This is a genomic window from Shinella sp. (assembly GCF_049651085.1).
Lineage (GTDB): Bacteria > Pseudomonadota > Alphaproteobacteria > Rhizobiales > Rhizobiaceae > Shinella.
Genome location: NZ_JBASBL010000001.1, coordinates 1 through 26,719, shown reverse-complemented (window position 1 = coordinate 26,719; position 26,719 = coordinate 1). Strand labels below are relative to the sequence as shown.

At 64.4% G+C, this 26,719-nt stretch carries 31 protein-coding genes, 1 tRNA gene and 1 pseudogene; 20 read left to right on the top strand and 13 right to left on the bottom strand.

Features of this window, described 5'->3' with window-relative positions; genetic code table 11:
* The 5 genes and pseudogenes from WA950_RS00165 to WA950_RS00145 form a co-directional block, all read right to left on the bottom strand.
* Nucleotides 1–122 (bottom strand): annotated as a pseudogene (locus WA950_RS00165) (electron transfer flavoprotein subunit beta/FixA family protein); the annotation flags it as partial.
* Between the two features lie 183 nt (nt 123–305).
* The gene (locus tag WA950_RS00160) at nt 306–1,091 is read right to left on the bottom strand and encodes a rhomboid family intramembrane serine protease (RefSeq protein WP_424549643.1); all 786 of its coding nucleotides are present in this window, start codon (nt 1,089–1,091) and stop codon (nt 306–308) included.
* Nucleotides 1,092–1,167: 76 nt separating this feature from the next.
* Nucleotides 1,168–1,746: a cob(I)yrinic acid a,c-diamide adenosyltransferase gene (locus WA950_RS00155; RefSeq protein WP_424549642.1), complete on the bottom strand. Its 579-nt coding sequence runs from the start codon at nt 1,744–1,746 to the stop codon at nt 1,168–1,170.
* A complete protein-coding gene (locus tag WA950_RS00150; protein ID WP_424549641.1) occupies nt 1,746–1,946 on the bottom strand; it encodes a twin transmembrane helix small protein in 201 nt (66 codons plus the stop codon). The genes WA950_RS00155 and WA950_RS00150 overlap by 1 nt, the downstream gene beginning before the upstream one ends.
* A 100-nt stretch (nt 1,947–2,046) precedes the next feature.
* A complete protein-coding gene (locus WA950_RS00145) occupies nt 2,047–2,895 on the bottom strand; it encodes an SDR family oxidoreductase (protein WP_424549640.1) in 849 nt (282 codons plus the stop codon).
* A gap of 199 nt (nt 2,896–3,094) precedes the next feature.
* Between WA950_RS00145 and WA950_RS00140 the strand changes: the two genes are divergently transcribed.
* Nucleotides 3,095–4,036: a YihY/virulence factor BrkB family protein gene (locus WA950_RS00140; RefSeq protein ID WP_424549646.1), complete on the top strand. Its 942-nt coding sequence runs from the start codon at nt 3,095–3,097 to the stop codon at nt 4,034–4,036.
* Here the strand turns inward: WA950_RS00140 and gluQRS are convergent.
* A complete protein-coding gene (gene gluQRS, locus WA950_RS00135; protein WP_424549639.1) occupies nt 3,983–4,891 on the bottom strand; it encodes a tRNA glutamyl-Q(34) synthetase GluQRS in 909 nt (302 codons plus the stop codon). The two genes, WA950_RS00140 and gluQRS, sit on opposite strands and share 54 nt — an antisense overlap.
* A gap of 127 nt (nt 4,892–5,018) precedes the next feature.
* On the opposite strand from gluQRS, the gene WA950_RS00130 reads away from it, so the two are divergent.
* Both WA950_RS00130 and WA950_RS00125 read left to right on the top strand, forming a co-directional pair.
* Nucleotides 5,019–5,669, top strand: coding sequence for a DNA-3-methyladenine glycosylase family protein (locus WA950_RS00130; protein WP_424549645.1), 651 nt, complete (start codon nt 5,019–5,021; stop codon nt 5,667–5,669).
* A gap of 104 nt (nt 5,670–5,773) precedes the next feature.
* On the top strand, nt 5,774–6,331 hold the full coding sequence (locus WA950_RS00125) for an HNH endonuclease (RefSeq protein ID WP_424549638.1): 558 nt from the start codon (nt 5,774–5,776) through the stop codon (nt 6,329–6,331).
* A 69-nt stretch (nt 6,332–6,400) separates the two neighbouring features.
* Here WA950_RS00125 and WA950_RS00120 read toward each other — a convergent pair whose 3' ends face one another.
* Entirely contained in the window at nt 6,401–6,910 is a 510-nt protein-coding gene (locus WA950_RS00120; protein WP_424549637.1) for a disulfide bond formation protein B, read from the bottom strand.
* Between the two features lie 169 nt (nt 6,911–7,079).
* Between WA950_RS00120 and WA950_RS00115 the strand changes: the two genes are divergently transcribed.
* The 3 genes from WA950_RS00115 (at nt 7,080) to WA950_RS00105 (ending at nt 9,480) form a co-directional block, all read left to right on the top strand.
* Nucleotides 7,080–7,164 (top strand) — tRNA-Leu (locus WA950_RS00115).
* Nucleotides 7,165–7,495: 331 nt separating this feature from the next.
* Complete coding sequence (locus WA950_RS00110; RefSeq protein WP_424549636.1) at nt 7,496–7,759, top strand: BON domain-containing protein; 264 nt, start codon at nt 7,496–7,498, stop codon at nt 7,757–7,759.
* A 77-nt stretch (nt 7,760–7,836) separates the two neighbouring features.
* Nucleotides 7,837–9,480, top strand: coding sequence for an AMP-binding protein (locus WA950_RS00105; protein WP_424549635.1), 1,644 nt, complete (start codon nt 7,837–7,839; stop codon nt 9,478–9,480).
* Between the two features lie 98 nt (nt 9,481–9,578).
* Here the strand turns inward: WA950_RS00105 and WA950_RS00100 are convergent, their stop codons facing one another.
* The 3 genes from WA950_RS00100 to secA all read right to left on the bottom strand — a co-directional run bounded on the left by WA950_RS00100 (nt 9,579) and on the right by secA (nt 15,113).
* Nucleotides 9,579–10,850, bottom strand: a complete 1,272-nt coding sequence (locus tag WA950_RS00100) for a GNAT family N-acetyltransferase (protein WP_424549634.1) — start codon at nt 10,848–10,850, stop codon at nt 9,579–9,581.
* Nucleotides 10,840–12,255, bottom strand: coding sequence for a lipopolysaccharide biosynthesis protein (locus WA950_RS00095; RefSeq protein WP_424549633.1), 1,416 nt, complete (start codon nt 12,253–12,255; stop codon nt 10,840–10,842). Before WA950_RS00095 ends, WA950_RS00100 begins: the two co-directional genes overlap by 11 nt.
* Before the next feature lie 143 nt (nt 12,256–12,398).
* Nucleotides 12,399–15,113 (bottom strand): preprotein translocase subunit SecA, encoded by a 2,715-nt coding sequence (gene secA / locus WA950_RS00090; protein ID WP_424549632.1) that lies wholly within the window; start codon nt 15,111–15,113, stop codon nt 12,399–12,401.
* Nucleotides 15,114–15,351: 238 nt separating this feature from the next.
* Between secA and WA950_RS00085 the strand changes: the two genes are divergently transcribed.
* From WA950_RS00085 to WA950_RS00060, 6 genes are all read left to right on the top strand, one after another.
* The gene (locus WA950_RS00085) at nt 15,352–16,251 is read left to right on the top strand and encodes a peptidylprolyl isomerase (RefSeq protein ID WP_424549631.1); all 900 of its coding nucleotides are present in this window, start codon (nt 15,352–15,354) and stop codon (nt 16,249–16,251) included.
* A 53-nt stretch (nt 16,252–16,304) separates the two neighbouring features.
* Nucleotides 16,305–17,543, top strand: coding sequence for a bifunctional glutamate N-acetyltransferase/amino-acid acetyltransferase ArgJ (gene argJ / locus WA950_RS00080; protein ID WP_424549630.1), 1,239 nt, complete (start codon nt 16,305–16,307; stop codon nt 17,541–17,543).
* 38 nt (nt 17,544–17,581) lie between these two features.
* On the top strand, nt 17,582–18,340 hold the full coding sequence (locus WA950_RS00075) for a GNAT family N-acetyltransferase (RefSeq protein ID WP_424549629.1): 759 nt from the start codon (nt 17,582–17,584) through the stop codon (nt 18,338–18,340).
* Entirely contained in the window at nt 18,337–18,759 is a 423-nt protein-coding gene (locus WA950_RS00070) for a (deoxy)nucleoside triphosphate pyrophosphohydrolase (RefSeq protein ID WP_424549628.1), read from the top strand. The genes WA950_RS00075 and WA950_RS00070 overlap by 4 nt, the downstream gene beginning before the upstream one ends.
* A 168-nt stretch (nt 18,760–18,927) precedes the next feature.
* Nucleotides 18,928–19,245 (top strand): hypothetical protein, encoded by a 318-nt coding sequence (locus WA950_RS00065; RefSeq protein ID WP_424549627.1) that lies wholly within the window; start codon nt 18,928–18,930, stop codon nt 19,243–19,245.
* Between the two features lie 38 nt (nt 19,246–19,283).
* Entirely contained in the window at nt 19,284–19,457 is a 174-nt protein-coding gene (locus WA950_RS00060) for a Flp family type IVb pilin (RefSeq protein ID WP_424549626.1), read from the top strand.
* Nucleotides 19,458–19,460: 3 nt separating this feature from the next.
* Here the strand turns inward: WA950_RS00060 and WA950_RS00055 are convergent, their stop codons facing one another.
* Entirely contained in the window at nt 19,461–20,330 is an 870-nt protein-coding gene (locus tag WA950_RS00055) for a methyltransferase domain-containing protein (RefSeq protein WP_424549625.1), read from the bottom strand.
* Nucleotides 20,331–20,392: 62 nt separating this feature from the next.
* Between WA950_RS00055 and WA950_RS00050 the strand changes: the two genes are divergently transcribed.
* From WA950_RS00050 to WA950_RS00030, 5 genes are read left to right on the top strand one after another with little or no spacing between them, the layout of a single operon-like run.
* Entirely contained in the window at nt 20,393–21,184 is a 792-nt protein-coding gene (locus WA950_RS00050) for a ComF family protein (protein WP_424549624.1), read from the top strand.
* A 35-nt stretch (nt 21,185–21,219) separates the two neighbouring features.
* Nucleotides 21,220–21,477 (top strand): glutaredoxin 3, encoded by a 258-nt coding sequence (gene grxC, locus WA950_RS00045; RefSeq protein WP_424549623.1) that lies wholly within the window; start codon nt 21,220–21,222, stop codon nt 21,475–21,477.
* 10 nt (nt 21,478–21,487) lie between these two features.
* Complete coding sequence (locus WA950_RS00040) at nt 21,488–22,345, top strand: carbon-nitrogen hydrolase family protein (protein ID WP_424549622.1); 858 nt, start codon at nt 21,488–21,490, stop codon at nt 22,343–22,345.
* Nucleotides 22,342–22,770: a DUF1178 family protein gene (locus WA950_RS00035; RefSeq protein WP_424549621.1), complete on the top strand. Its 429-nt coding sequence runs from the start codon at nt 22,342–22,344 to the stop codon at nt 22,768–22,770. Before WA950_RS00040 ends, WA950_RS00035 begins: the two co-directional genes overlap by 4 nt.
* Nucleotides 22,770–23,348 (top strand): DUF3291 domain-containing protein, encoded by a 579-nt coding sequence (locus tag WA950_RS00030; protein WP_424549620.1) that lies wholly within the window; start codon nt 22,770–22,772, stop codon nt 23,346–23,348. The genes WA950_RS00035 and WA950_RS00030 overlap by 1 nt, the downstream gene beginning before the upstream one ends.
* On the opposite strand, the gene ubiG is transcribed toward WA950_RS00030, so the two are convergent.
* The gene (gene ubiG / locus WA950_RS00025) at nt 23,349–24,098 is read right to left on the bottom strand and encodes a bifunctional 2-polyprenyl-6-hydroxyphenol methylase/3-demethylubiquinol 3-O-methyltransferase UbiG (protein WP_424549619.1); all 750 of its coding nucleotides are present in this window, start codon (nt 24,096–24,098) and stop codon (nt 23,349–23,351) included. It abuts the gene before it with no gap.
* A 282-nt stretch (nt 24,099–24,380) separates the two neighbouring features.
* On the opposite strand from ubiG, the gene WA950_RS00020 reads away from it, so the two are divergent.
* The 3 genes from WA950_RS00020 (at nt 24,381) to WA950_RS00010 (ending at nt 26,573) form a co-directional block, all read left to right on the top strand.
* The gene (locus tag WA950_RS00020; RefSeq protein ID WP_424549618.1) at nt 24,381–25,148 is read left to right on the top strand and encodes a DUF6030 family protein; all 768 of its coding nucleotides are present in this window, start codon (nt 24,381–24,383) and stop codon (nt 25,146–25,148) included.
* Between the two features lie 41 nt (nt 25,149–25,189).
* Nucleotides 25,190–25,765: a thermonuclease family protein gene (locus WA950_RS00015; protein ID WP_424549617.1), complete on the top strand. Its 576-nt coding sequence runs from the start codon at nt 25,190–25,192 to the stop codon at nt 25,763–25,765.
* A 61-nt stretch (nt 25,766–25,826) separates the two neighbouring features.
* A complete protein-coding gene (locus WA950_RS00010) occupies nt 25,827–26,573 on the top strand; it encodes a metallophosphoesterase (RefSeq protein WP_424549616.1) in 747 nt (248 codons plus the stop codon).
* Between the two features lie 12 nt (nt 26,574–26,585).
* On the opposite strand, the gene WA950_RS00005 is transcribed toward WA950_RS00010, so the two are convergent.
* Nucleotides 26,586–26,719 (bottom strand): hypothetical protein (locus WA950_RS00005; protein ID WP_424549644.1); only part of this gene is annotated, 134 nt, incomplete at its 5' end.

Here is a 26,719-nt window from a genome sequence, read left to right as displayed (position 1 = left end):
ATCTCGTCGAACGGGTTCATCGACATCTTCACATTGGCAAGCTCGACACCCGAGCCATCCGCCTTGACGCGAATCTTCACGTTGTAATCAACGACCCGCTTTACAGGGACCAGGATTTTCATGGCTTCCTTCCTTCAAATGTCCGCGAGGGAAAATGCGCCTTTCAAAGGCGCCCTGATTGTCGGTTGGCGACATCGATACGCGTTTTTTCCCCAAACACAATGTGTCACGGGCGCTCCCCACGTTAAAACGAGAGCCTTATAAGTTACGTTTACGTTCACGTCAATTAACACATCGCGACGCGATCAACGCCCCCAGTGGGTGGGCGGAACGGCGGGAGGCGCGACCGCCGTCTCGGTTGGCACCGGTGTCGCCTCCACATGCCGCACGGCCTTTGGCGTCACGATCGTCCGGTCGAACAAAGGCACGCCCCGCCGGCGAAAAACGAGGACGAGAATCGTCCCGGCGACGATGCCGCCGACATGGGCGCCCCAGGACACGCCGCTGTCGCCGTCGACCAGCAGCATGTAGAATTGCTGGGCGATCCAGAAGGCGAGCGGAATGACCGCAGGCAGCGGCAGCGGAATACGGAAGAACACCAGCACCCAGACGCGCACCTTCGGATGCAGCAGGAAATAGGCCGCCACCACGCCGGAAATCGCGCCGGATGCACCGATCAGCGGCGCTTCGGAAGAAGGCTGCACGAGCCCGTGCACCAGCGCCCCGGCCGCCGCGCAGAGCAGGTAGAACAGGAGGAAGCGGAAATGGCCCAGCGCATCCTCGACATTGTCGCCGAACACCCAGAGAAACAGCATGTTCGAGGCGAGATGCATGAAATCGCCGTGCAGGAAGGCATAGGTGATGTAGGTCGCATTTTCCGGCACGAGAACCAGGCCGGGCTCGAGGTCCGCGAAGTCGAAGACGACCGCCGGAATATAGCCGAGGCCCACGACGGTCGCGTCGGAAAAGGACTGCGTCGAGGCGAGGCCCGTCACCAGCCAGACGACGACATTGATCACGATCAGGCTGATCGTGACATACTGCACCTTGATATATTTCAGGGAATTCGCGTCGTGCAGCGGTATGAACATGGGTCCCCTTCCCCGGTCGGCATTTCCTCTGACGCAAGCCGCCGCACGCTTCTGCGGCAGCCTGCCTAGCGAAAGCTTACCTGTTTTGTCCCGGAACCCACAATATGTCCGTGCGCCCCTTGTCGTTCACCCAGCGCGCCGCGACGAAGAGAAAATCCGACAGCCGGTTGATATAGGCGACGGCCACCGGCGAGACCGTTTCGCCCTCGCAGTCCTGCAAGGCGACGATGCGCCGCTCCGCCCGCCGCGCGACGGTGCGCGCAAGATGCAGCGCCGCCGCGGCAGGCGTGCCGCCCGGCAGCACGAAGGAGCGCAGCGGCTCGAGATCGGCATTGAGCTGGTCGATCTCCTGCTCCAGCCGGTCCACCTGCGCCTGGACGATGCGCAGCGGCTCGTAGTCGAGCTTGCGGCCCGTCTCCGGCGCGGCAAGATCGGCCCCCAGATCGAAGAGATCGTTCTGGATGCGCATCAGCATCGTATCGAGCGCCGGATGATCGGCAAGCTGCTGGCGCACGAGGCCGATGCAGGAATTTGCCTCGTCGACCTCGCCATAGGACTCGACACGAAGATCATTCTTCTTGCGGCGCGGCCCCGCGACGAGACCGGTCGTGCCGTTGTCGCCCGTGCGCGTATAGATCTTGTTGAGCTTGACCATTATCCGCGCCCGCCGCCGGTAACCCAAAGGGTCAGCATGATCAGAATGATCGCGACGGCCTGCAGCAGCACGCGAAGCTGCATCAGCTTGTTGGACTTGTTGCCGCTGCCGCCCTTGGCCATGTTGACGAGACCGCGCACGAGCACGATGGCGACGAGGCCCATGACGAGCAGGGTCATGAAGGTAAGGAAGGAAGACATGCGGACATTCCAGTTTGATTTCTGTCAGCCTTAATCAAATAGGGCTTTCCGCACAAAGTGCACGCGTTTTCGCAAATTTGTCCTGCGACGCCGCGCCGCGTCAGCCGAGCTTGCCCATCAGCCGGTAGAAGAGAGCGGCCGGCAGAAGCTTCTTCAAAAGCACGCCCTGTTTGGCCGGCGACGTCACGACATAATGCGGGCGCGGCGCCCTGGCCGTCAGCGCATGGCGCAGAACGGCGTGCACCGCCTCCGGCCCGAGCTTGCCGCGCGCCGGCTTGCCTTCGCCACGCAGCCGCCGAAGCTGCTTGCGGTACTCGACGGCATGAACCGAATTCTCGATATCGATGTGGCGCTCGATCTGGGTAAGCGCATTGGCGGTGAAGCGCGACTCGATCGGACCCGGCTCGATGAGGCTGACATGCACGCCGGAGCCGGCAAGCTCCATGCGCATGGTCAGCGACAGGCCCTCGAGCGCAAACTTCGAGGCGTTGTACGCACCGCGCCAACGATAGGGCACGATCCCGAGAATCGAGGAGCACTGCACGATGCGACCATGTCCCTGCCGGCGCATCACCGGGATCAATCGCCGCGTCAGATCGTGCCAGCCGATGACATTAGTCTCGAACTGGATACGCAGGGCCTCGACCGGCAGATCCTCCACGGCGCCGGCCTGGCCATAGGCGCCGTTGTTGAAGAGCGCATCGAGCCGCCCGCCCGTCCGCGCCAGCACCCCATCGACGAGCGCCGCGATCGTCTCCGACCGGGTATAGTCCATCAGGAAGCTCTCGATGCCGTCGGCTTCGAGCGATGCCAGATCCTCCTCCCGCCGCACGGTGGCGAAGACCCGCCAGCCTTCCGCCTTCAGCGCACGGGCGCAATAGGCGCCGATCCCGGAGGAGCAGCCGGTGACGATGATGCTCGGCGGGGTCGTCGAAGGAGAAGAAGACATGTGGTTTCCTGTACAAATCTGCATCGGTTTCCCATATTCACTGCTACAACGCCGCGCGTCATACATGGCGCGCAAAGCCGCCATAGAATTTCTGAACCTGGGCGGGATCCCTGAAATCGAATCCGGTTTAAGGGGTTAAGCTCGGGCAGACAATGAGAGAGACGGCCGGTGACGGCCGCACAAGGAACCGATCTTGCAGATGCCGACCGCCATCCGCCTTGCCTACAAGGTCGTCTTCGATGCGATCTGGCATTTTTCCGAAGACGATGGCTGGGCCATGGCCAGTCATGTCGCGCTGTCGACGCTCCTTGCGATCTTCCCCTTTCTTATCTTCGGCACGGCGCTCGGCTCGTTCCTCGGCGCCGACCAGTTCGCCGAAACGGCCGTGCATTTCATCTTCGATACCTGGCCGGAATCGATCGCCGCCCCCATTTCCCGCGAGGTCGTCGCGGTCCTCACCATTCCGCGCGGCGGCCTGCTGACGGTGTCCGTGCTCGCCGCCGCCTATTTCGCATCGAACGGGGTGGAGGCGCTGCGCGTATCGCTCAACCGAGCCTACCGCGTGGCCGAGACGCGCTACTGGTACATGACGCGCCTTGCCAGTCTCGGCTTCGTCATCGCAGGCGTTCTCGCGCTTGCCCTGCTCAGCCTCGTGCTCGTCGCCGCGCCGCTCGCCCTGCGCGCCACCGGCGACTGGCTGCCCTGGCTCAACTATCTCTATTCCTGGGTGGAGAGCTGGGGGCTTTTCGGCACCGTCCTCGTTCTGTTCATTGGTCTGCTGATCGCCCATCTCTGGCTGCCGGCCGGCCGGCGCAAGATCGCCGACGTCCTGCCCGGCATCCTGCTGACGCTGCTCTTCTGGAGCGTCGGCGCCTATGCCTTCGCCTCCTATCTCGCGTCCTTCTCCAGCTACGTCTCGACCTATGCCGGCCTTGCCTCGATCATGGTCGCGCTGGTCTTCCTCTACATCGTCGGCGCGATCTTCATCATCGGCGCCGAAATCAACGCCGCGCTGATGAAATATCGGGTCAAACGCCTGATCCTCGACCGGATGCGGGGCGTGAAGAAGCCGCCGGCCGACGAAACCTCAATGGAAGACGAAGCCATAGCCCGCGAGCAGGGCGCGAATGCCGGCAGGTGAAACGCCCCTCTCCCGATAGGCGGCAATTCCCGTATCCTGATTGCTCTTCGACAGTTTCCGCCCGTCCGGCCCCGGCACCAGCCCGTGGTGGCGATAGGCCGGCGCGGGCAGGCCGAGCAGGCTTTGCAGGAGGCGATGCACGGCCGTCGCATGAAAGAGGTCCTGCCCGCGCACCACGTCGGTGATGCCCTGAACGGCATCGTCGAGCACGACGGCGAGATGATAGCTTGCCGGCGCATCCGGCCGCGACAGGATGACGTCGCCCCACCGCTCCGGCCTTGCCGCCAGAAGCCCCGTCCCGCCCTCCGGCCCTGCGCCGGCCTCCGCCCAGTCGAGCACCGCGGGCGCGAGCGCCCGAGCCCTGTCCATGTCGAGCCGCCAGGCATGCTGCCGACCGGCGGCGATCCGGGCCAGCGCCTCGCCCCGGTCGAGTTTTCGCTCTTCCGTTGGATAGAGCGGCGCGCCATCGGGATCCCGCGGCCACACGCCGCCTGCCGCCTCATGCGCGAGAACCCGCGCCTTCACCTCACCCCGGCTGAGGAACCCCGGATAGAGCACCCCCATCGCCTTCAGCCGCTCCAGCGCCTCGCCGTAAAATTCCAGGTGCTCCGACTGGCGGCGCACCGGCTTTTCCCAGTCGAGCCCGAGCCAGGCGAGATCGCGGTAGATCGTCGCTTCGAATTCGGGTCGCGAGCGGGCCGGATCGATGTCTTCCACGCGCAACAGGAACCGCCCGCCGCAGGCCGCGGCAAGGTCGTGATTGAGCATGGCCGAAAGCGCGTGGCCGAGATGCAGGAGGCCGTTGGGGCTCGGCGCGAACCGAAAGATACGATTTTTTGACAAAGCACTTTGCATGAGGTTTTCTGGCACGAAGAGACGGGCCGCGTCACTACGGCATTCCAGCGGCACCTGCGCGATTTGCGTGCGGCGTTTCGCAAAAGAGCGAAAAAGTACTGCGGCAAAGGCCGCTCGAAACATGCAGTTGCACATGATCAGGACGGATGCCGATGTCGCCGCGGGACTCGTGGACCTCGCATTGCTCGATGCGCGGCTTTTCACCGTCATCGACAAGGCAGGTCCCGTACCGCTGCGCCGTCTTGCACCCGGCTATCGCGGGCTTGCCGGCATCATCGTCGCGCAGATGGTCTCGCGCGCCAGCGCCGATGCGATCTGGCGGCGACTGGAGGAGGCGGCCGGCGATATCACGCCCCACCATATCCTCGGGCTTTCCGACGAGGACTGCCGGGCAGTCGGCCTGTCGCGCGCCAAGACGGAGACGCTGCGGCGCGCGGCCGAGGCCGTCGATCGCGGCGAACTCGACCTCGACGCCATCTGCCACATGGAGGCATCGGCTGCGACCCGCAAGCTGACGGTGATCAAGGGCATCGGCCGCTGGACGGCGGATGTCTACCTGCTGTTCTGCGGCGGCCATCCCGACATCTTCCCCTCCGGCGACATCGCGCTGCAAAATGCCGTCGCCCATGCGCTCGGCCTTGCCGTGCGGCCGAGCCCGCAGGAGCTCGACCGGATCGCGACAGGCTGGTCGCCCTGGCGCGGCGTGTCGGCCCGGCTGTTCTGGGCCTATTATTCGCGCGAGATGCGTCGCGAGGCAGCGCCGGTACTCGAAGGCTGAGCATCGCGAAATAGCTTGTATTCGCTTTTCCTTTCCCGCTTCACAATGCTGTAACAAGGGTTCTAATATAGAAGGGCAGATGCCGAATCGATCAGGAGAAGCCCTTGACGATTTCTGTTTCACCACAGGCCCTGCCAGCCCTCGTATTGAATGCTGACTACCGGCCGCTGAGTTATTACCCCTTGTCGCTCTGGTCCTGGCAGGACGCGATCAAGGCCGTATTCCTAGACCGCGTAAACATCATCGCCGAATACGACCATTCGGTTTCGTCCCCCAGTTTCACGATGCGCCTGCCGAGCGTCGTGTGCCTGAAAACCTACGTGCAGCCCTCGCGCCATCCGGCCTTCACCCGGTTCAACGTGTTCCTGCGCGACAAGTTCGAATGCCAGTACTGCGGCTCGCCGAGCGACCTGACCTTCGACCACGTCACCCCGCGCGCTCACGGCGGCGAGACGACCTGGTGCAATGTGGTCGCGGCCTGCTCCCCATGCAATTTGAGAAAAGGCAGCAAACTGCCGAAACAGGCGGGCATGTTCCCGCATCAGAAGCCCTATCAGCCGACGGTTCAGGATCTGCACAATAACGGGCGACTGTTTCCACCCAACTATCTGCATGAAAGCTGGATGGACTACCTCTACTGGGATGTCGAACTGCAACCCTGAAGCCTGCCGCGCAAGACCGCCGCACGGCTTTGCGGCGGCGACATGCGCCTTGACCGGGCTATGGCATGATCAGGCTTTCGCGGACCGCACGCCGGAAAAGGCGATCGCGGCGAGGATGAGGCTCGCGACCACGTTCCAGCCGGCGAAGGAGAGGCCCAGGACGCGAAGGGATGCTTCCGTGCAGGACGGACCGTGCTTGGAGTTGAGATCGGAGAGCAGGTCGCCGGCATTCTGCGTGACGCCCTGCGCGGATGTCGCGCAGGTTGCCGGTCCTTCCCAGAAGCTCCATTCGACGCCCGCATGGTAGACGCCCATGCCGGCGCCGACGAGCATCATGATGCCGGCAATCGCAAGCAGCAGCCGCGTCAGCCAGACCGGCCCGCCGAAAAGGGCGGAAAGCAGCGCCGCCACCGCGACGGGGATCCCGTAATAGTAGGGATCACGCTGCAACAGGCAGAGCGCGCAGGGAATATAGCCGCCGACATGTTCGAAGGCGAGCGCGCCGCCCACGGTCGCCGCCATGCCGAGCGAAAGAAGACCTGCCGATGCCTTGCGGGAAAGATCGAGAAATGCCGTCATCAGGAACATCCAATCGGGCCGGCGAGATGCCGACGAAACGGCGCCGAGTTCTAGCAGGTGAGGCAATATTGTAAATGCGCCGCACGGATAAGTGATCGCACGCGCCACGCCGATTTGCCGGTTGCCGCCCGCCAGCGCTTCGTGTAAACGGCGATGGCTGCAGTGACGTGCCCCATTGGCGGAACTGGTAGACGCGCCGCACTCAAAATGCGGTTCCGAAAGGAGTGCTGGTTCGATTCCGGCATGGGGCACCAAAATCCTGAAATCTGCGGCTTTCCTCTGGCGCGCCGTTTGTCGTGTTCAGCGCGACCACAAAGCCCTCCCTCAGAAATCGCCATCACCCCGTAAAAGTTTGTGTTTTAGCGGGAACAAATTTTGCGGCGACGCATTTTATGGCAGCAACTGCTGACACCCCCGGACGCAGTTGCAAGGGGGACCCGAGAGCGATGTGCACGCTCTTGGGTCTCAACCAACCCGGGGATATTTTCCACATGATAGGTTCGCAGACACCGTTCGCCGTGATTGGTGGCGAACAAAACCGCTCCTTCCCGCATTTCCTGCGGAAACGAGCCAAAGGAGCGCGCCATGGTCTTCAAGGAAGGTACGTTCAAGGGCGGCCAGCCCGAGCATTTCGACGGGCCACATCCCGCCTGGCTGGAAACCGCGGTGGCCGATGCGCTTTCGATGGCGGGTGACGTGGATGCATCCGACGTTACCGTGACCTGCAAGGGAACGCGGATCATCCTCTCCGGCAGCATCGGTTCTGCCAGGGAATCAGATCGCGCGTCGGCCATTGCCGCTTCGGTGAAGGAGGTCAGCGAAGTCGACAACCGGCTCTCCTGGCTCTAACGCTCCCCAAAAAGCCGCCATTGCCGGTCAGTCCTCCGGAATGCTAGTTGCAATGCAGCAAACTGGAGTGATGCGGAATGCTCACCGAGAGATCGACCTATGATGCACTGTACCGGGATTTCCGCTGGCAGATCCCGGATCGGTTCAACATAGGCACAGCCGTTTCCAATGCCTGGGCGGCGCGCAATCCGGACCGTGTCTGTCTCCAGCACTTCCTGCCGGATGCCCCGCCTCTCTCCATGACCTACGGCGAACTTGCCGCCCGGTCCGATGCCTTTGCGGCTGCATTGGCTGCCGAAGGCGTCGTGCGGGGCGAGCGCGTCGCGATCCTGCTGCCGCAGGGCTTCGAAACGGTCGTCGCCCACCTTGCCATCTACAAGCTCGGCGCCATCGCCCTGCCACTCGCCCTGCTCTTCGGTGCGGATGCCCTGCTCTTCCGGCTGCAGAATGCCGAGGCGAAGGCGATCGTCACCAACCGGTTCGGCGCCGAGCGCCTACAGCCGATCCGTGACGAGCTTCCAACGCTGGACCTCGTCATTGTGACCGAGCCCGCTGCCGATCCCGCGGCAAAATCATTCCACGAACTCGTTGACCGGCATGCCGGCCCGTTTACAGCCGTCGACAGCCGGCCGGACGATCCGGCGATGATGATCTATACCTCGGGCACCACCGGCCCGCCGAAGGGCGCCCTGCACGGCCACCGCGTGCTGCTCGGCCATGTGCCGGGTTTCCAGATGCATCACGAATTCCTGCCGCAGCCGGGCGACCGCATCTGGACGCCGTCGGACTGGGCCTGGGCCGGCGGCCTTCTCAACGTGCTGCTTCCATCGCTGCTGCTGGGCGTGCCGGTGGTCTCCTCACCCGGCCAGAAGTTCGATCCGGACATGGCCTACCGCATCATGCAGGACATGGATGTGCGCAACGCCTTCATCCCGCCGACGGCGCTGCGCCTGATGAAGACGGTTGCGAACCCGCACGAGAAATACCGGCTGAACCTGCGCACCATCGGCTCGGCGGGCGAATCGCTCGGCCGCGAGACCTGGGAATGGGTCCGCGATACGCTCGGCCTCACCATCAACGAATTCTACGGCCAGACCGAGTGCAACATCGTGCTCGGCTCGATCGGCAAGCTCGGCGTGTCGCGACCGGGGCCGATCGGCAAGGCGGTGCCGGGCCATGTGGTGGCGATCATCGATGCAGAAGGCAGGGAAATGCCGCCTGGCACGGTGGGCCAGGTCGCCGTGAAGCGCCCGGACCCCGTGATGTTCCTCGGCTACTGGAAGAACGACAAGGCAACGGCGGAAAAATTCATCGGCGACTGGATGGTGACCGGCGATCTCGGCCGGATGGACGAGGAGGGCTATGTCACCTTCTTCGGCCGCGACGACGACGTCATCACCTCCTCCGGCTACCGGATCGGACCGAGCGAGATCGAGGATTGCCTTGCCGGCCACCCCGCCGTGCAGCTTGCCGCCGCCGTCGGCAAGCCGGACCCGCTGCGCACGGAAATCGTCAAGGCCTATGTCATGCTGCGCCCGGGCCATACCCCGTCGAAGGCGCTGGCGATCGACATCCGTGACTGGGTGAAGTCGCGGCTCTCCATGCACGAATATCCGCGCGAGGTGGATTTCGTCGATTCGCTGCCACTGACGACCTCCGGCAAGGTCATCCGCCACCTGCTGCGCAAGCGTGCGGCAGAAGAAGCCTCTTTCGCCGCCTAGAGCAATTCCTGTGGAACCCGGATCACCGCGTTTGCCCAGGGTTTGGGTTTTGCCGCATTGTCCGACGCCGAAGCGATGCCGCTTCGGTTGGAAATGCCCTAGCGTCGTGCAAGCGACCTGATCTTCTCGCGCAGCAACCGCGCCACGTTGCGGGTGTTGCGGTAGAGGTGAAGCTGGGTGGCTACCTGCCGCACGTCGCGGTCGCGGTTCTGCTGCAGGCCGACGACGAGCGTGCCCATGTCCTCGCGCTCTTCCCAGAACCGGCTCATCACCGGATGATCCGGCACCGCACAGGAATCCGACCGGGCGATATTGGCATCGTCGAGGTGCCATTCGGTAAGCTCCGCGACGAGCAGCTTGCCCGGCGAATATTTTGCGAATTCCTCGTCATAGGCCGTCTTCCACGTATAGGCCTCGCCGCCGCTGAGGAAGACAACCATGGAGGCGATTGCCCGGCCGTCGAGATCGAGCGTGTGGATGCGCACGCTGTCGGTTTCCGCAAGGTTGCTGATCGCCTCGCGGGCAAAGGCTGCACGGTAGCGGTCGTTGATCATCGCCGTGCGACCGCGGCCCTTCCAGCCCGCAGCCTCGAGCAGCAGGAACTCTTCCATGCGAAGACGGATATCGGCCGGCTGGCGGGCGACGTTGTAGCTGAGTGCGCCGAGCTGATCGAGCTTGCGCCATTGCCGGCGCAGCTCGCGAAAATGCTCCGGCGTGATGGCATGCTGGAGATAGGACTGGCCATCGAGCAGGCTGTCCAGCATCGGCCGGCGATAGGTATCGGTGACCGTGACGGGCAGGTTGCGGCCGATCGCGACGGCGCGCATCAGCTGGGCGAACGGCCCGTTGAGGCGAAGATCCGGCAGGACGAGGATGGGCGGCAGGCCGGTGCCCGATCCGCCGAGCGCCTCCAGAAAATTGTCGAGCGTTTCGGCCGCGTCCTCGGCGTCGACGAGCGGCGTGCCGAGCGGGCCGAACGGGTTCGACCAGGAGCGCAGGATGCTGGAGCCGATGGAAAAGCCCGGCTTCTCGACGGAGAAGGGCATGAGGAACCGCATGCGGCTGCGCCCGGCGCTCTCGTCGCGGATAACGGACAGGCGCACGGTGCGATCTTCGAGCCGCGGCATGGCGGGCGCAAGGAAGCGCCCGGTGAAGAAGACGTTCGGCTCCATGACGCGGTTGGAAAGGAAATCGAGTTCCTGCTGCAATTCATAGCCGGCCGTTGCCGGATAAAGCGCCAGCGAACGGCCCGGCCGGCCGGTCGCTATGCGCTGATCGGCTGGCGGCTGCGCCAGCGGGTCGGCCGGCGGAAGAGCGGCCTGGGCACGCCCTGCCGCAATCGCATGGTCGAAGCCGTGGCTATCGGTCATGGTGGTCCATCCCGTTGATAAGGCTTGCCTTTACCGGGTTGGCGAAGGCGAAGAGAATGATTGAAAGTTTTCCGCGGACAGCGATATGCAGAAGCACCGCCTCCAGCACCATGGCGCTCGCCGTGGCGATGGCCGCCCCCGTGACGCCGAAGAGCGGAATGAGCGTGACGTTGAGAGCAATATTGGCCGAGAGCGCCACGGCGTAGACCGCAACGCAGAGCCGTTGCTCGCCGGACATGGTGAGTAGCACTTCGCCGGGGCCGACCAGCGCCTTGGCGAGAATGCCGGTAAAGAGGATGGCCATCAGCCCGTGCCCCGCCGTGAAGGCCGGGCCGAACAGCGACAGCAGAAAGTGGCCGAGCGCAAGCACGCCGAGCCCGACGGCAAGCGAGGGCCAGAAGCTCCAGCGCACCGTCTCGCCGGCAAAACGCGCCAGCGCCACCCGATCGCCCGACGAGAACAGCGCGGAAAAGCGGGGCGCGGCGGCGGCCTTCACCGAAAAGAAGACGAAATGCACCAGCGCCATGGTCTTGGCCGCCGCGAAATAGATCGCCACGCTTTCCGGATCAAGGAAAAGGCCGACGACGATGACATCGGAATTGGTGAGCAGGAAGCCAAAACCCTCGATGACGAAAATCGGCAGCGCCGCCTTGATCCAGAGGGCGAATTCGCGCTTGCGCGGCCCGGCGACATAGCGCTTGCCAAGCCGCCGCACGATGCTGGCAAACTGCACGACCGTGGTGAGGTAGGTGGCGGCGAGCGCGGCGACCATGGCGGTCAGCGCGGTGTGCGGCTCGCCCAGCAACACTGCCAGCGCCATGAAGGCGAGGATCAGCAACGGGCGGATGATATAGGTGGGACTGAGCGCCACGAGCGCCCAGCTATGGGCGCGCGCCGTGCTGTCCAGCACGTCACCGAGCGCGATCATCGGCATGCAGAAGAGGCCGACGAAGAGCGGCACGACATAGTAGTCGGCGAAGACCCCATGGAACAACCAGAGGCAGAGGAAGCCGAGGCCCGCCAGCGCGGTTGACGACAGCATGGCGAAGATGCGGGCCGTCGAAGTAAGGCCACGGATTTCCGCATGCGCGTTGCGGCCGGCATAGTCCGGCAGGAAGCGCACGACCGTTGTGTGGAAACCGAGGCAGGAAAGATCGCCGCAGATGACCACCAGCGCCCAGACGAAAACGAAGATGCCGTATTCGAACTCGCCCATCACGCGGGCAAGGATGATCTGCGAGATGAAGGCAATGGCGGCGCTGACGACGCGGATGGCAAAGGTGATGAGCGCCATGCGCTGGGCCCGGTTGCGCGGGTCGTCGCTGGCGAGCGCGCGCACAAGCGGCTCTGCCTTGCCGCGCAGGCCCGCTGGCAGCAACCTTTCTGCCGACTGAATGACCGCCATCAACACTGGAAACCCGAACGCTACGCGAAACTGAACGAGTGCCAGTCTTGTCAGGTCAGGGTTAACAAACGGTTGGATGAGGGTCTCTTTCCCCCAAAAGAAAATGCCGCCCGGAGGCGGCATTTATCGCTTTTCGCGAGCCCTCAAACCTGCTCGAACGAGCCGTGGCAATGCTTGTACTTCTTGCCCGAGCCGCAGGGGCAGGGTTCGTTGCGGGCAATGCGGCCCCAGCTCGACGGATCGTTCGGATCGCGGTTTTCCGCGGCGACAGCCATGAAGCCGCTGCCTTCGTTGAAATCGTCTTCGCCGGTCGTGCCGTCAATGTGGTGGCCTGCCATTTCCGGCGGCACCGGCGCCGGGGCGTCGGCGGCCTGGCGCACCAGCTCGACACGCATCAGCTGCGCGGTGACGGTCTGGCGCAGGTTCGCCAGCAGCGCCTGGAAGAGTTCGAAGGCCTCGGCCTTGTATTCCTGAAGCGGGTCACGCTGGGCATAGCCGCGGAAGCCGATGACGGAACGCAGGTGGTCGAGGTTGACGATGTGCTCGCGCCACAGATGGTCCAGCGTCTGGAGGAGGACCGAACGCTCGACATAGGTCATGATTTCCGGACCGAAACGCTCTGCGCGATCCTGTGCCGCCTGGTCGGTAGCTGCCCGCAGGCGCTCCAGGATGTCCTTTTCGTCGATGCCTTCCTCGGCCGCCCAGGCGTCGATCGGCAGATCGAGATTGAGCTGCTCGAGCGCTCCGGCCTTCAGGCCGGCAACGTTCCACTGCTCGGCATAGGCATTTTCCGGGATGTGCAGGCGCACGAGGTTCTCGACGACTTCGTGGCGCATGTCGCCGACGATTTCGGAGAGGTTCTCGCTGTCCATCAGCTCGATGCGCTGCTCGAAGATGACCTTGCGCTGGTCGTTCAGCACGTCGTCATACTTCAGAAGGTTCTTGCGGATGTCGAAGTTGCGGGCTTCGACCTTCTTCTGCGCGCGCTCGAGCGCCTTGTTGATCCAGGGATGGACGATCGCCTCGCCTTCCTTCAGGCCGAGCTTCTGGAGCATGGAGTCCATGCGCTCGGAGCCGAAGATGCGCATCAGGTCGTCCTGCAGCGACAGGAAGAACTTCGAGCGGCCCGGATCGCCCTGACGACCGGAACGGCCGCGCAGCTGGTTGTCGATGCGCCGGCTTTCGTGGCGCTCCGTGGCAAGGACGTAGAGGCCGCCGGCGGCAAGCGCCTTTTCCTTCAGCATCTTGACCTCGGCGATGATTGCCTCGCGCTTGGCGTCGAGCGCGGCGCCCGGCTCCATCTCGCCGAGTTCCCGCTCAAGCCGCATCTCGACGTTGCCGCCGAGCTGGATGTCGGTGCCGCGGCCCGCCATGTTGGTCGCGATCGTCACCGCACCCGGCACGCCGGCCTGCGCCACGATATAGGCTTCCTGTTCATGGTAGCGGGCGTTCAGCACCTGGAAATTCTTGAAGCCGGACTGCTTCAGGATATCGGCAAGATGCTCGGACTTTTCGATGGAGGTCGTGCCGACGAGCACCGGCTGACCCTTTTCGCTGGCCGCACGGATCTCCTCGATGATCGCCTTGTATTTCTCTTCCGCCGTCCGGTAGACCTCGTCGTCCTCGTCGAGACGCTGGATCGGCAGGTTGGTCGGCACTTCCACGACCTCGAGGCCATAGATGTTGCCGAATTCCTCGGCTTCCGTCGAGGCCGTGCCCGTCATGCCGCCGAGCTTGGAATACATGCGGAAATAGTTCTGGAAGGTGATCGAGGCCAGCGTCTGGTTTTCCGGCTGGATCGTGACCCGTTCCTTGGCTTCGAGCGCCTGGTGCTGGCCTTCCGAATAGCGGCGGCCCGGCATCATGCGGCCGGTGAATTCGTCGATGATGACGATCTCGTCGTTGCGGACGATGTAGTCCTTGTCGCGGGTGAAGAGCTTGTGGGCCTTCAGCGCGTTGTTGATGTGGTGAACGATCGCGACGTTCTCGACGTCATAGAGCGATTCGCCCTTCAGCAGACCGGCCTCGCGCAGCAGGTTTTCCAGCTTTTCCGTGCCGACTTCGGAGAAGTTGGCGGAGCGCTGCTTCTCGTCGATCTCGTAGTCGGACTCGTCCAGCAGCGGAATGTAGGCATCGATCGTCGTGTAGAGGTCGGAGCGGTCGTCAAGCGGACCGGAAATGATCAGCGGCGTGCGCGCTTCATCGACGAGGATCGAGTCCACTTCGTCGACGATGGCGAAGAAGTGACCGCGCTGGACCATCTGGCCGCGCTCGTACTTCATGTTGTCGCGCAGATAGTCGAAGCCGAGTTCGTTGTTCGTCGCGTAGGTGATATCGCAGGCATAGGCGGCGCGGCGCTGGTCATCGTCGAGGCCATGCATGATGACGCCGGTCGAAAGGCCGAGGAAGCTGTAGATCTTGCCCATCAGGCCGCTGTCGCGGGTAGCGAGATAGTCGTTGACGGTAACGACATGCACGCCCTTGCCGGCGAGGGCATTGAGGTAGACGGGCAGCGTCGCGACGAGCGTCTTGCCTTCACCGGTCTTCATTTCGGCGATGGACTTCTCGTGCAGGATCATGCCGCCGATCAGCTGGACATCGAAGGGGCGCAGGCCGAGGACGCGCAGGGCCGCCTCGCGGGCGACGGCAAAGGCCGGCACCAGGAGGTCGTCCAGCGACTTGCCAGCGGCGATCTGCTCCCGGAATTCCGCGGTCTTGGCGCGCAAGGCCTCGTCCGAGAGGGCCTTCATCTCGGGTTCGAGCGCATTGATGGCACTGACGCGGGGCGAATAGGAACGCACACGGCGATCGTTGGAAGAGCCGAACAACTTGCGGGCGATGCCGCCGAGGCTGACCATCAGAATGGTCCTTTCTTTATGGGCGCCCGGCGCGTAACAGGTCGCACTATATTTGCGCGCAAAGCCGTGAAACGCCCGGAAACTGTTCTGGACGCGGGATTGCGTGACAGATAAGAGGGGGGTCGAATGATGTCAACGGCTCTGGCGGTTGCACTACTGCCACATTCTGGTGGTGTTGAGCCGTCTGGCACCGGATATCGGCCCGATTCCGGCGAGGATTTGAAAGGTCTTTTCAATAATGTTCAAGTATAGCAAGCTCGCTGCAGTCGCCCTTATTGCGATCGCCGCCGCCAGCACCAGCGTCATCGCGCAGGATGCAGCCGCTGATCCGGTCATCGCCAAGGTCGGCGCGGTCGAAATCCACGAATCAGAGCTGAAGCTCGCGATCGCCGGTCTCGACCCGCAGCTCGCCAACCTGCCGGACGACCAGAAGCGCGTCGCCGCCCTCTCCTCGATCATCGACGTCAAGCTGCTCGCAGCCGACGCCGACAAGGAAGGCCTTCAGGACAGCGCCGACTTCAAGCAGCGCCTCGCCTTCCTGACGGATCGCGAACTGCACAATGCCTACTTCAAGAAGCATGTCGTCGATGCCGTCACCCCGGAAGAGGTGAAGGCACGCTACGACAAGGAAATCGCGGCGATCACGCCGGAAGACGAAATTCGCGCCCGCCACATCCTCGTCAAGACCGAGGAAGAAGCCAAGGCCGTCATCGCCGAACTCGACGCCGGCAAGGACTTCGTCGAGATCGCCAAGGAAAAGTCGACAGATCCGAACAAGTCGGAGGGCGGCGACCTGGGCTATTTCAGCAAGGGCCGCATGGTTCCGGAATTTGAGACCGCTGCCTTCGCGCTGGAAAAGGGCGCCTATTCCAAGGAGCCGGTGAAGAGCCAGTTCGGCTTCCACGTCATCAAGGTCGAAGACAAGCGTCAGCAGCAGCCCCCGGCGCTGGACCAGGTCGAAGGCCAGGTTCGCCAGCTCGTGATGCGCGACAAGTATCTCGAGCTTCTGGAAAAGGCCAAGGCCGCAGCGCCGGTCGACATCCAGGACGCCGCACTGAAGACCGCCTATGACGCGGTCAACAAGCCGGCGGCAGAAGGCGAAGGCGAAGCCGCACCGGCAATCGAAGGCCAGCAGTAAAAACGACAATGGCCCGGCGTTTTCGTCGGGCCTCCTTCACGCAGGAAAACACGATGTCCGGTTCCGTCTCTCCGCTCGCTCCGAAAACCTATGCCGACATGCCGCCGCTGCGTGGCGTGCGCATGGCGACCGCCGCCGCCGGGATCAAGTACAAGAACCGGACGGACGTGCTGATGATGGTCTTCGACCGTCCGGCAACGGTGGCAGGCGTCTTCACCCGCTCGAAATGCCCTTCGGCGCCGGTGGATTTCTGTCGTGCGAACCTTGCCGAGGGCGTCGCCCGCGCTGTCGTCGTCAATTCCGGCAACGCGAATGCCTTCACCGGCCGCAAGGGCCGCGAATCGACGAAACTGACGGCGGAAGCCGCCGCAAGGGCCGTCGGCTGCAGCGAAAGCGAGATCTTCCTCGCCTCGACCGGCGTGATCGGCGAGCCGCTCGACGCGACGAAATTTTCCGGCGTGCTCGACAGCCTCGCCGCTTCCGGCACCGACGATTTCTGGTTCGAGGCCGCCAAGGCGATCATGACGACGGACACCTATCCGAAGGTCGCCACGCGCACCGCCGAGCTCGGCGGCGTCACGGTCACCATCAACGGCATCGCCAAGGGCGCGGGCATGATCGCGCCCGACATGGCGACCATGCTCTCCTTCGTCGTCACAGACGCGGACATACCGGCCGCCGTGCTGCAATCGCTGCTGTCGGCCGGTGTCGAGCCGACCTTCAATTCGATCACCGTCGACAGCGACACCTCGACCTCGGACACGCTGATGCTCTTTGCGACCGGCGCGGCCGCCGCTGACGGGCAGAGGCCCGTTACGGCCGACGATGCCGCGCTCGACGGTTTCCGCGCTGCCCTTTCCGATCTCCTGCGCGACCTCGCGCTCCAGGTCGTGCGCGACGGCGAAGGCGCCCGCAAGATGGTGGAAATCACCGTCGAGGGCGCCGAGACCGATGCCGCCGCCAAGCGGATCGCCCTCTCCATCGCCAATTCCCCGCTGGTCAAGACCGCCGTCGCCGGCGAGGACGCCAATTGGGGCCGCATCGTCATGGCCGTCGGCAAGTCCGGCGAAATGGCCGACCGCGACCGCCTCGCCATCTGGTTCGGCGACGTGCGCGTCGCCGTCGACGGTGAGCGGGACGCCACCTATTCCGAAGCCGCCGCCACCGCCGTCATGAAGCACGAGGATATTCCGGTCCGCGTCGAAATCGGCCTCGGCAATGGCCGGGCGACGGTCTGGACATGCGATCTCACCAAGGAATATGTCGAGATCAACGGCGACTACCGCAGCTGAGGCCGGGTAGCATGACCCTTTCCGGACAGAAGACGACGATGAGCGATCTCCCCAAAGTCCGCCGGCTCGAGGCTGTCGGCTTTCGAGCCTGGCCAGCGGCCAGCGTGCAGTATGACGGAAGCTGGCTCTGCCGGCTGACCGCCGGACACCCATCGCGCCGGCTGAATTCCGTCAATCCGCTCGACCCGTCCGATACCCGCGACATTGAGATCCGTCTCGAAAAGGCGGCCAAGCGCTTTGCCGATTACGGCCGCCCGCTCTTTGTCCGCCAGACGCCGCTCGCCTCGCCGCAGCTCATCGCCTTCATGGACGAGGCCGGCTGGGTCGATATCGGCCGCACCATCGTCATGATGGCCGATCTCGCCACCCTGCCGCGCGACGAGGGCCTCGATCATCTGCCGAGCCGCGATGTCGGCCGCTTCGTCGATGCACGCATCCGCGTGTCCGGCGACGATCCGGCGCTGAAGCCCGGCCTCACCGAAATCATCAAGGCCATCAAGCCGGAAGCCGGCCTCTTCATCGTCGAGGAGCCGGACTTTGGTCCGGCCGCCGTGACGATCGCCGTGCAGGACAACGACCTTGCCGGCATCCTCCAGCTCGGCGTCGCCAAAGAGCGCCGCGGCCAGGGCCTCGGTACGGCCATCCTGCATGCCAGCCTGCGCTGGGCGAGGCTCAAGGGCGCTCGTCAGGCCTGGGTGCAGGTCGAGGCCGACAACACGGCCGCGCTTGCCCTCTACCGCCGCGCCGGCTTCCAGGATATCTACGAATACAGCTATCGGGGACCTGTCGCTGCATGACCGGGATTGTCGCCAAGCCGCACCGCCTCCTGCTCGTCGCCGCCTGCGCGCTCGTCGATGCCGATGGCCGCATCCTTCTGGCGCAGCGCCCGCAAGGCAAGCAGCTTGCCGGCCTCTGGGAATTTCCCGGCGGCAAGGTCGAGCCGGGCGAAACGCCGGAGGAAACGCTGATTCGCGAGCTGGACGAAGAACTCGGCATCCAGACGAAAATCCCCTGCCTTGCGCCGCTGACCTTCGCCAGCCACACCTATGACGACTTCCACCTGCTGATGCCGCTCTATATCTGCCGGCGTTTCGAGGGCACGGCGCACGGCCGCGAGGGCCAGGCGATCAAATGGGTGCGCCCGAAGGCGTTGCGCGACTACCCGATGCCGCCGGCCGACGAGCCCCTCATCCCCTTCCTGATGGACCTGCTCTAAGCAATCCTCGCCCGGCGTCATGCCGGACGCAACGGCGCCGCGCGCCCTCGGCAGAATTGCTGCCGCAGGGGATTGCCTTCAATTTGTACGCTCCCGTTAAGCAATCGTTTAGCACCATGGTCCAAAGATTGGTCCTACCGTTGCAATGAATGCTTACGAGACCCTGTTATGCGTGACGAAGACTTCTGGAAAACCGTTCAGGAGAAGGATTTTACCCCAGCCGGCGATACCCGGACTGGTGCACTCAATCTTGCCCTGCTCTTCGGCACTGCCGTGATCGCCCTTGCCCTGGTCCTGACGCCGGTCCTTTCCGCAAAGTCGGACAAGCGCATGATCGCGAACGCGCCGGACGAATTCGACATGATCTCGACGGGCTCGATCCCGACGCAAGGCGTCAAGCGCTACACCGTACGCCGCAGCGTATTGCAGGAAATGCCCGGCGCCGTCTGCGTCGTCGACGGCCAAAGGACACGCAACGGCTGCTGAGCCGAACACAGGCGCAACTGGCGTCCGGGAGAACAGGAATGATTGCAAGACTGCTGGCGTCATTCCTCTCCGATGAGAAGGGCGCGACCGCCGTAGAATATGGCCTGCTCGCAACGCTCATCTCCGTCGGCATGATCGTCGGGCTGACCAATTTCGGCGACACCCTGAACAACACCTTCATGATGCTCAGCAACGCCATCCAGCCGGAATAAGCCTCAGCCGCGCCCGGTCTGCTTCAGCGCATCGGCCAGCCGCATTGTCGCCGAACCCGGCTTCAGGGGCTTCTGCTGGCTCTCGTGCGGCGCCCAGCCGGACACGTAGATGACGGAGAACGTCGCCCGGATACGCCCGTCCGGATCGGAAAAGCGCTCCGCATACAGCTCCGCCGCCCGAAGCAGGATCCCGCGTGTCAGCGGCCGCCGGCTGCGGCCGGTAAGCGGGTTGGCCATGCCCATAGCGCGCAGATCCTTCATCAGCGGAAAGATCGAATCGTAGCGAACCGTGTAGCTCTCCGTGTCCGTTACCGGCAGGGCAAAGCCGCCGCGCTGCAAAAGTGCGCCGATATCGCGCACATCCGGAAAGGGAATGACCCTTGGACTGGCCCCGCCCGTCAGCTCGCTTTCCGCCGCCAGCAGCACCTCACGCAATTCCTGCAACGTGCCGCTGCCGGGAATGGCCGCGATGAACAGCCCGTCCGGCTTGAGCGCCCGGCGAATCTGCACGAAGACGCCCGGCGTATCGTTGGTCAGGTGCAGCGCGAGCGGCGAGACGATGAGGTTTGCCGATTGCGGCTCCAGCGGCACCGTTTCGAGCGGCGAGACGGTCAGCGCCTCGCCGGGCGCGGCAAACCGCCGGTCGCTTTCCACGCGCTCCATGGCGTCCACCTTGCCGGTCTGCGCAATGGCCCGCGCCACCGCGCCGGTATGGCCATGCAGTTCGACGGCCCGCTCGAAGCGACGCTCGATGACACCCAGCCGTTCGGCAAGCTCCTGCGCCACGATGTCGAGCAGGAAATCAGCCGGTCCGGCACCAAGCGCCCGCAGGCGGTTCGTGTCGATGAGGGCTTGGTCGAAGAGCGTTTCCATGGCAGGGATCCCAGTTCGGAATACCATCGCTTTGGCCGCTAAGTGCGGCTATTGTCAACCGCATGGGCGAAATCGAGGCTGAGACAATGCCGGCAGTCCCGCTCCGGCAGGCCTTCGCCCGCCGGCTGCGCGGCCTTGCAGGAGCGGTGCTCGACCTCGTCTATCCACCCGCCTGCGCCGGCTGCGGCGTGCTTCTCGGCGGCCGGGACAGCCTCTGCCCGCACTGCTGGTCGACGCTTGCCCTGATCGAGCGTCCCTTTTGCGAGGTGCTCGGCACGCCGTTCTCGCACGATCTCGGCCCCGGCATCCTCAGTGCCGACGCCATCGCCAACCCGCCGCCCTTTGACCGGCTGCGCTCCGTCGCGCTTTACGACGATCTCGCCCGCACGCTCGTCCATGCGCTGAAATATCGCGACCGCACCGACCTCGCACCGATGATGGCGGGATGGATGCTGCGGGCCGGCGACGGCGCCGTCCAGGCGGCGGATATCATCGTGCCCGTGCCGCTGCATCGTTTCCGCCTTGTCTGGCGCAAGTTCAACCAGTCGGCCGAGCTTGCCCGCGCGCTCGGTGCGCTTTCTACCAAACCCGTGCTGATCGACGGCGTGCGCCGCACGAAACGCACCCGCCGCCAGGTCGGTCTTGGCCCGCGCGCCCGCGAGGATAACGTGCGCGGAGCCTTCTCCATCACGCAGGAAGGGCACGAGGCGCTGATCGGCCGCCGCGTGGTTCTCGTCGACGATGTCTACACCACCGGCGCCACGGTCTCGGCCATTGCCCGTACCTTGAAGCGCGCCGGCGTGGCCGACGTGACGGTTTTGACCTTTGCAAGGGCGCTTCCCGGACCTATATGAAAGGCAAGGTTTTCCAAGTTTTGGAGCAGCATCGCATGGCTTCGGTCGTCATCTATACGCGTCAATTCTGCGGCTATTGCAGCGCCGCCAAGAAACTCCTCGAGACGAAGGGCGTAACCTTCCAGGAACACGATGCAACCTACGCGCCCGAGCTGCGCCAGGAGATGATTGCCCGCACGGGCGGTCGCAACACCTTCCCGCAGATATTCATCGGCGATCGCCATGTCGGCGGCTGCGACGATCTGCATGCGCTGGAACGTGCCGGCGAACTCGACGCGCTGCTGGCAGCCTGAGGAGACCACCATGACCGTCACGATCGCCGCCATCCAGATGTGCTCCGGGACCGATCCCGTCCGCAACGTGGAGACCATGCGGCGGCTCGTGCGCGAGGCGGCCGCCAAGGGCGCCACCTATGTCCAGACGCCGGAAATGACCGGCGCGCTCCAGCGCGATCGCGCGGGGCTTCGCTCCATCCTTCGCCCGGAGGCCGACGATCCGGTCGTCGTCGCCGCGTCCGAGCTTGCCGGCGAACTCGGCATTCATGTCCATGTCGGCTCCACGGCCATCGCGCTTGCCGACGGCAAGGTCGCCAATCGCGGTTTTCTCTTCGGCCCGGACGGCAGGAAAATCTGCTCCTACGACAAGATCCACATGTTCGACGTCGATCTCGACAATGGCGAGAGCTGGCGCGAAAGCGCGGTCTATTCGCCGGGGGCGGTCGCGCGCATGGCGAATCTTCCCTTCGCCGCGCTGGGCTTTGCCATCTGCTACGACGTGCGCTTCCCGGAACTCTTCAAGCTGCAGGCCGCGGCCGGCGCGCAGATCATCTCGGTTCCCGCCGCCTTCACGCGCCAGACGGGCGAGGCGCACTGGGAAGTGCTGCTGCGTGCCCGCGCCATCGAGAACGGCGTCTACATCATCGCCGCCGCCCAGGCGGGCGTGCATGAGGATGGCCGCGAGACTTTCGGCCATTCGATGATCATCGACCCGTGGGGCCGCGTGCTCGCCTCGGCCGGCGGCACCGGCGAGGCCGTCGTGCTGGCCGAGGTCGATGTCGCTGCCGTGAAATCCGCACACGACAAGATCCCCAACCTGCGCAACGGGCGTGTCTTCACGCTGGACGTGACCGGCGAGCCCGCGAAGGGAGGCGTTGCCGCATGATCCGCTACGAACTCTCCTGCGACAGCGGGCACGCCTTTGAGGGGTGGTTCGGCTCGGCGGACGATTTCGACCGCCAGCAGACGCGCTTGCTGGTCTCCTGTCCCTCCTGCGGCTCGACCCATGTCGCCAAGCGTCTGATGGCGCCCTCCGTCTCGACGGCGCGCAAGAAGGAAAAACGCCAGGAACTGGCCGTGCAGACCGGTCAGCGCGAAATGATGAACAAGCTGCGGGAAATCGTCTCAAGCATCCGCGAGAATTCCGAGGATGTCGGCGAGCGCTTCCCGGAAGAAGCGCGCAAGATCCACTATGGCGAGGCGGAGCAGCGCGGACTGATCGGCCGGGCGAGCGCAGACGAGGTGCGCGATCTCCTCGAGGAGGGTGTCGAGGTGGCGCCTCTGCCGATTCTGCCGGACGACAAGAACTGATGCGCGGCCATCACCTGGCCGTCTACAATTTCGGTCTCCATGTGGATGCCTATGAAAGCCCGCGCGTCGAAGGGTTTCGCCTGCGCGAAGCTCCGAATTTCGAGGCTGCGGCCCGGGCCGAAGGCTTTGTCGGCCGCTCCGGCTATGATGGCGAGCCGGGGCCGGAAAGCTGGGGCGAGAAGGTCTATCCCCGCTTCCTCCAGGGCAGCGGCTTTACGGATGCCCCCTCCTCGCTCTCGCTGTGGACCGGCCTCGAGGCCCTGATGGCCTTCACCTACAATGGCGTGCATGCCGATGCGCTCAAACATGCCCGCAACTGGAACCAGCGGCAGGCCTGGCCCGCGCTGGTGCTCTGGTGGGTGAAAGAAGGCGCGCGGCCCGTCTGGGCTGACGGCACCGAGCGGCTGGAACATCTCCACGACCACGGCCCGACACCCCGCGGCTTCACCTTCAAGGTGGCCTATTGTCCAGATGGCAATCCCGTCACCCTTGACCGCGACGGCGTGAAGGCAATGGCCGGGCGCAATGCCAACCGGCAGGAAGACCTGCTGGCCGTCGTGAAGGCGCTGAAGCCCTGATCAGGCCGACGCGCGGCGCGCGACCAGCATGTAGTTCACGTCCATGTCCTTCGACAGGTTCCACTGATTGAGCAACGGATTGAAGAACACGCCTGTGCGGTCGGTCACCGTCAGGCCGGAGGCCGTCAGGGGCTTTTCAATCTCTTCCGGGCGCACCAGCTTCTCATATTGATGGGTGCCGCGCGGCAGCCAGCGCAATACGTTCTCCGCAGCGAAGATCGCCAGTGCCGCCGCCTTCATGGTGCGGTTGATCGTGGCGACGAACGTCATGCCGCCGGGCCGCACCATCGAGGCACAGGTGGTGAGGAAGAAATCGACGTCGGAGACATGTTCGACCACTTCCATGTTGAGCACCACGTCGAAGGTCTCGCCGGCTTCCGCCAGCGCCTCGGCCGTCACGGCGCGATAATCGACCGGAACGCCGCTGCCCGCCGCATGGGCCTTTGCAATGCCGATATTCTTTTCCGACGCATCCGCGCCGACCACATCCGCCCCCATGCGCGCCATCGGCTCGGACAGCAGGCCCCCGCCGCAGCCGATGTCGAGGATACGAAGGCCTTCGAGCGGGCGATGGCTGTGCGGGTCGCGGCCGAACTGCGCGCAGACGAGATTGCGGATATAGGTGAGGCGAACGGGATTGAACTTGTGCAGCGGACGGAACTTGCCGGTCGGATCCCACCATTCCGCGGCCATGGCGGAAAAGCGGTCGACTTCGGCCTGGTCGATGGTCGTGCGGGCTGCCTCGCTCATGGGTCGTCTCCTTCGCGTCCGTATACCCCGTGTGAAGTCGACCTCCCCGGGGCGGATGTCAAGAGGGCGAAGTGAAGCGGCGCATGCGATCCGCGCCGCCTTGACCTCGACGGGATATGACGATGGCGTGATCGCGCTCCGCTTGCAGGTATCCTGCATGTGGCCTATCAGATGCGGACGGTCGGCGGATCGTCAACGTTACCCTGCCACAAGGCAGCCGCCGCATCGCCACGAGCAACGGCATGGTTCGGCATGAGGGAGCGCAGGCAAGGCAGATCCGGCTTGATCGTCTTCGGGCTCCTCGCATTCGTGCTGCTCGGCGGGATAGGCGCGACCGTGCTCCTGGCCAACGACCACCGCAATCTCAACCTCATTCTCGCCCGCTTCGGCTACGGCCCCATCGACGTCCTCTTCCGGAAGGAGGAAACGTCACACCCCCATGAGGTGAAGGGCAGCCGCATGCCGCGCCCCGTAGGCCTCATACCGGAACGGCTGCTCATCCCGACGACCCCGAACCCGGCCCAGTTCGTGCGCACGATCCGCAAGGACCCGGAAGCGCTCTGCGAGGCGCTGCGCCAGGGCGGGTTCGAAACGAAGGGCTGGCAGGCCGGCCTCTACGACAGGCGCAGCTGGGAGTGCCAGTCCTATCGTACTTTTGCCGATGCGCAGGACAGCGAGAACGGCCCCTCCTCCGCCTTCGTCTCGATCAGGGGCGATGCGCAAACGCGCGTTTCCACCTTCCGCGTCAAGCTCAACATCGAGAACCCCGCGACGCAGAACCGCGTGACGGACACCGTCATCCATGCGATCGCAATCTTTCTCGATGAGGTGCGCTGGCAGGAAGCACCCGACATTCTCGCCGATATCCGTGCGCTGAAGGAATTCGACATCATCCGCTTCGGCAATCGCCTCCAGCTCAGGAAGGAAAAGTTCGGCGACACGCCGCGCTACAATTTCACCATCACGCCTGACCTTGCGCGCAACCGCGGCTCCTACTTGCCGGATTATTTCGACCGCCCCCAATGGCTGCCACTGCCGGAGAAGATGTGAGCCGGCCCTTGGTCATGGATAGGCGATCTGGGCAATGCGCCATGGCGCTCGCTTTCCTGCTTCTGGCCATCGTCCCCGCCAAGGGGACGGAACGCCGGACGGATGCCGCCTCCGCCGATCCGGTCTGGACCGACAGGCCCGTGCGCATCGACCGGCGCAAGCAGACCTATACGCGGGTTGCCGTTGCTCCTCTTCCAACCCTGCTTCGCATCCATGTGACAAGCCGCGTCGCCGTCTTCGACAGCGCCTCCTTCGAGGAAGGCGGGCGCCTCTATGTGCTGACGGATATCGTGCCCGTCGATCCCGGCCGTTTCTGCCGTGGGACAGCCGGGGTCATCGCGGTCTGCGGCCAGCAGGCAAGGATTGCGCTGCGCCGGCGCATCGCCGGCAGCACGCTCTCCTGCAAGGAGGATTATCGCTCCGGCCTCGTCTCCTTCCTCACCTGCAGGCTGAACGGCAAGGATCTCGCAGAAATGCTGGTCGCCGCCGGCGCCGGCTGGGCCGCGACACCGCGCCTGCGTGCGGCGCAGGAAAAGGCGATGGCGCAGGAGACCGTCATCTGGCGGGATACGCAATGCCGCACGCTCGGGCGGTGCCCGCCGCGCGGAATGCGTTGACAGCGCCTATGCACACTTTGCCGGTTCACGCCGGCCGCCTTCCCCGCTATGACATCGCCGCATGACAGTTTCCTCGCTTTCCCGCCGCCCGCGTCTGGATCTCCCGGCCGACCGCCCCCTCATCTACGCGATCGGCGACGTGCATGGCTGCCACGATGCGCTGCTGGCGCTGGAGGAACGCATCCGCGCGGATGCTGCGGCCCATCCGGACGCACGAGCCCTCATCCTCTATCTCGGCGACTATGTGGATCGGGGGCCCGCCTCGCGCGCAGTGATCGAGCATCTGGCGGGCGAGCACCATGGCGACGGCATCGAGCGCATCGCGCTCTGCGGCAACCATGACGACACGTTCTTGAATTTCATCTTCGACCCCGAGCGGAACAGGCGCTGGCTCGACTATGGCGGCGATGCGACGCTGCGTTCCTACGGGCTGGAGCTTGCCGACTATCTTGACCGCGCGGACGGATTGCAGGCGCTCGGACGCGATCTGCGCGCCCGCGTCCCGGCCCATCACATCGATTTTCTCAAAAGCCTGCCCATTGCGCTTCTCAGCGGCCGGCGGCTTTTCGTGCATGCCGGCATCAAGCCCGGCGTGCCGCTGCCGCAGCAGGAGGATCACGACATGATGTGGATCCGCGAGCCCTTCCTGAGCGAGGGTCCGGGCCTGCCACTGCTGGTCATCCACGGCCATACGGCAGGGGCCGAACCGGTCTTCGGCAAGAACCGCATCTGTATCGACACGACCTGCTATGCGAGCGGACGCCTGACGGCGCTCAAGGTCACGCCTGATGGCGCGACCCTGCTTTGACTTTCCGCCGGGCTACCCTCTGCCGAATTCGTCCTCGATGCGGATGATGTCGTCCTCGCCGAGATAGGATCCGGTCTGCACCTCGATGAGTTCCAGCAGGATCTTGCCGGGATTGGCCAGGCGATGCACCTCGCCCTGCGGGATAT

Bases quoted from the DNA above. Each gene is read 5' to 3' on its own strand.
- WA950_RS00040 (WP_424549622.1), top strand. From the start codon at position 21,488: ATGACCGTCACGATCGCCGCCATCCAGATGTGCTCCGGGACCGATCCC.
- WA950_RS00155 (WP_424549642.1), bottom strand. From the start codon at position 1,746: ATGGTCAAGCTCAACAAGATCTATACGCGCACGGGCGACAACGGCACG.
- WA950_RS00100 (WP_424549634.1), bottom strand. From the start codon at position 10,850: ATGACCGATAGCCACGGCTTCGACCATGCGATTGCGGCAGGGCGTGCC.
- WA950_RS00055 (WP_424549625.1), bottom strand. From the start codon at position 20,330: ATGGAAACGCTCTTCGACCAAGCCCTCATCGACACGAACCGCCTGCGG.
- argJ (WP_424549630.1), top strand. From the start codon at position 16,305: ATGTCCGGTTCCGTCTCTCCGCTCGCTCCGAAAACCTATGCCGACATG.
- WA950_RS00085 (WP_424549631.1), top strand. From the start codon at position 15,352: ATGTTCAAGTATAGCAAGCTCGCTGCAGTCGCCCTTATTGCGATCGCC.
- WA950_RS00015 (WP_424549617.1), top strand. From the start codon at position 25,190: ATGGCGCTCGCTTTCCTGCTTCTGGCCATCGTCCCCGCCAAGGGGACG.
- WA950_RS00035 (WP_424549621.1), top strand. From the start codon at position 22,342: ATGATCCGCTACGAACTCTCCTGCGACAGCGGGCACGCCTTTGAGGGG.
- WA950_RS00110 (WP_424549636.1), top strand. From the start codon at position 7,496: ATGGTCTTCAAGGAAGGTACGTTCAAGGGCGGCCAGCCCGAGCATTTC.
- WA950_RS00140 (WP_424549646.1), top strand. From the start codon at position 3,095: ATGCCGACCGCCATCCGCCTTGCCTACAAGGTCGTCTTCGATGCGATC.
- WA950_RS00065 (WP_424549627.1), top strand. From the start codon at position 18,928: ATGCGTGACGAAGACTTCTGGAAAACCGTTCAGGAGAAGGATTTTACC.
- secA (WP_424549632.1), bottom strand. From the start codon at position 15,113: ATGGTCAGCCTCGGCGGCATCGCCCGCAAGTTGTTCGGCTCTTCCAAC.
- WA950_RS00030 (WP_424549620.1), top strand. From the start codon at position 22,770: ATGCGCGGCCATCACCTGGCCGTCTACAATTTCGGTCTCCATGTGGAT.
- ubiG (WP_424549619.1), bottom strand. From the start codon at position 24,098: ATGAGCGAGGCAGCCCGCACGACCATCGACCAGGCCGAAGTCGACCGC.
- gluQRS (WP_424549639.1), bottom strand. From the start codon at position 4,891: ATGCAAAGTGCTTTGTCAAAAAATCGTATCTTTCGGTTCGCGCCGAGC.
- WA950_RS00150 (WP_424549641.1), bottom strand. From the start codon at position 1,946: ATGTCTTCCTTCCTTACCTTCATGACCCTGCTCGTCATGGGCCTCGTC.
- WA950_RS00060 (WP_424549626.1), top strand. From the start codon at position 19,284: ATGATTGCAAGACTGCTGGCGTCATTCCTCTCCGATGAGAAGGGCGCG.
- WA950_RS00050 (WP_424549624.1), top strand. From the start codon at position 20,393: ATGGGCGAAATCGAGGCTGAGACAATGCCGGCAGTCCCGCTCCGGCAG.
- WA950_RS00070 (WP_424549628.1), top strand. From the start codon at position 18,337: ATGACCGGGATTGTCGCCAAGCCGCACCGCCTCCTGCTCGTCGCCGCC.
- WA950_RS00160 (WP_424549643.1), bottom strand. From the start codon at position 1,091: ATGTTCATACCGCTGCACGACGCGAATTCCCTGAAATATATCAAGGTG.
- WA950_RS00105 (WP_424549635.1), top strand. From the start codon at position 7,837: ATGCTCACCGAGAGATCGACCTATGATGCACTGTACCGGGATTTCCGC.
- grxC (WP_424549623.1), top strand. From the start codon at position 21,220: ATGGCTTCGGTCGTCATCTATACGCGTCAATTCTGCGGCTATTGCAGC.
- WA950_RS00075 (WP_424549629.1), top strand. From the start codon at position 17,582: ATGAGCGATCTCCCCAAAGTCCGCCGGCTCGAGGCTGTCGGCTTTCGA.
- WA950_RS00145 (WP_424549640.1), bottom strand. From the start codon at position 2,895: ATGTCTTCTTCTCCTTCGACGACCCCGCCGAGCATCATCGTCACCGGC.
- WA950_RS00095 (WP_424549633.1), bottom strand. From the start codon at position 12,255: ATGGCGGTCATTCAGTCGGCAGAAAGGTTGCTGCCAGCGGGCCTGCGC.
- WA950_RS00120 (WP_424549637.1), bottom strand. From the start codon at position 6,910: ATGACGGCATTTCTCGATCTTTCCCGCAAGGCATCGGCAGGTCTTCTT.
- WA950_RS00010 (WP_424549616.1), top strand. From the start codon at position 25,827: ATGACAGTTTCCTCGCTTTCCCGCCGCCCGCGTCTGGATCTCCCGGCC.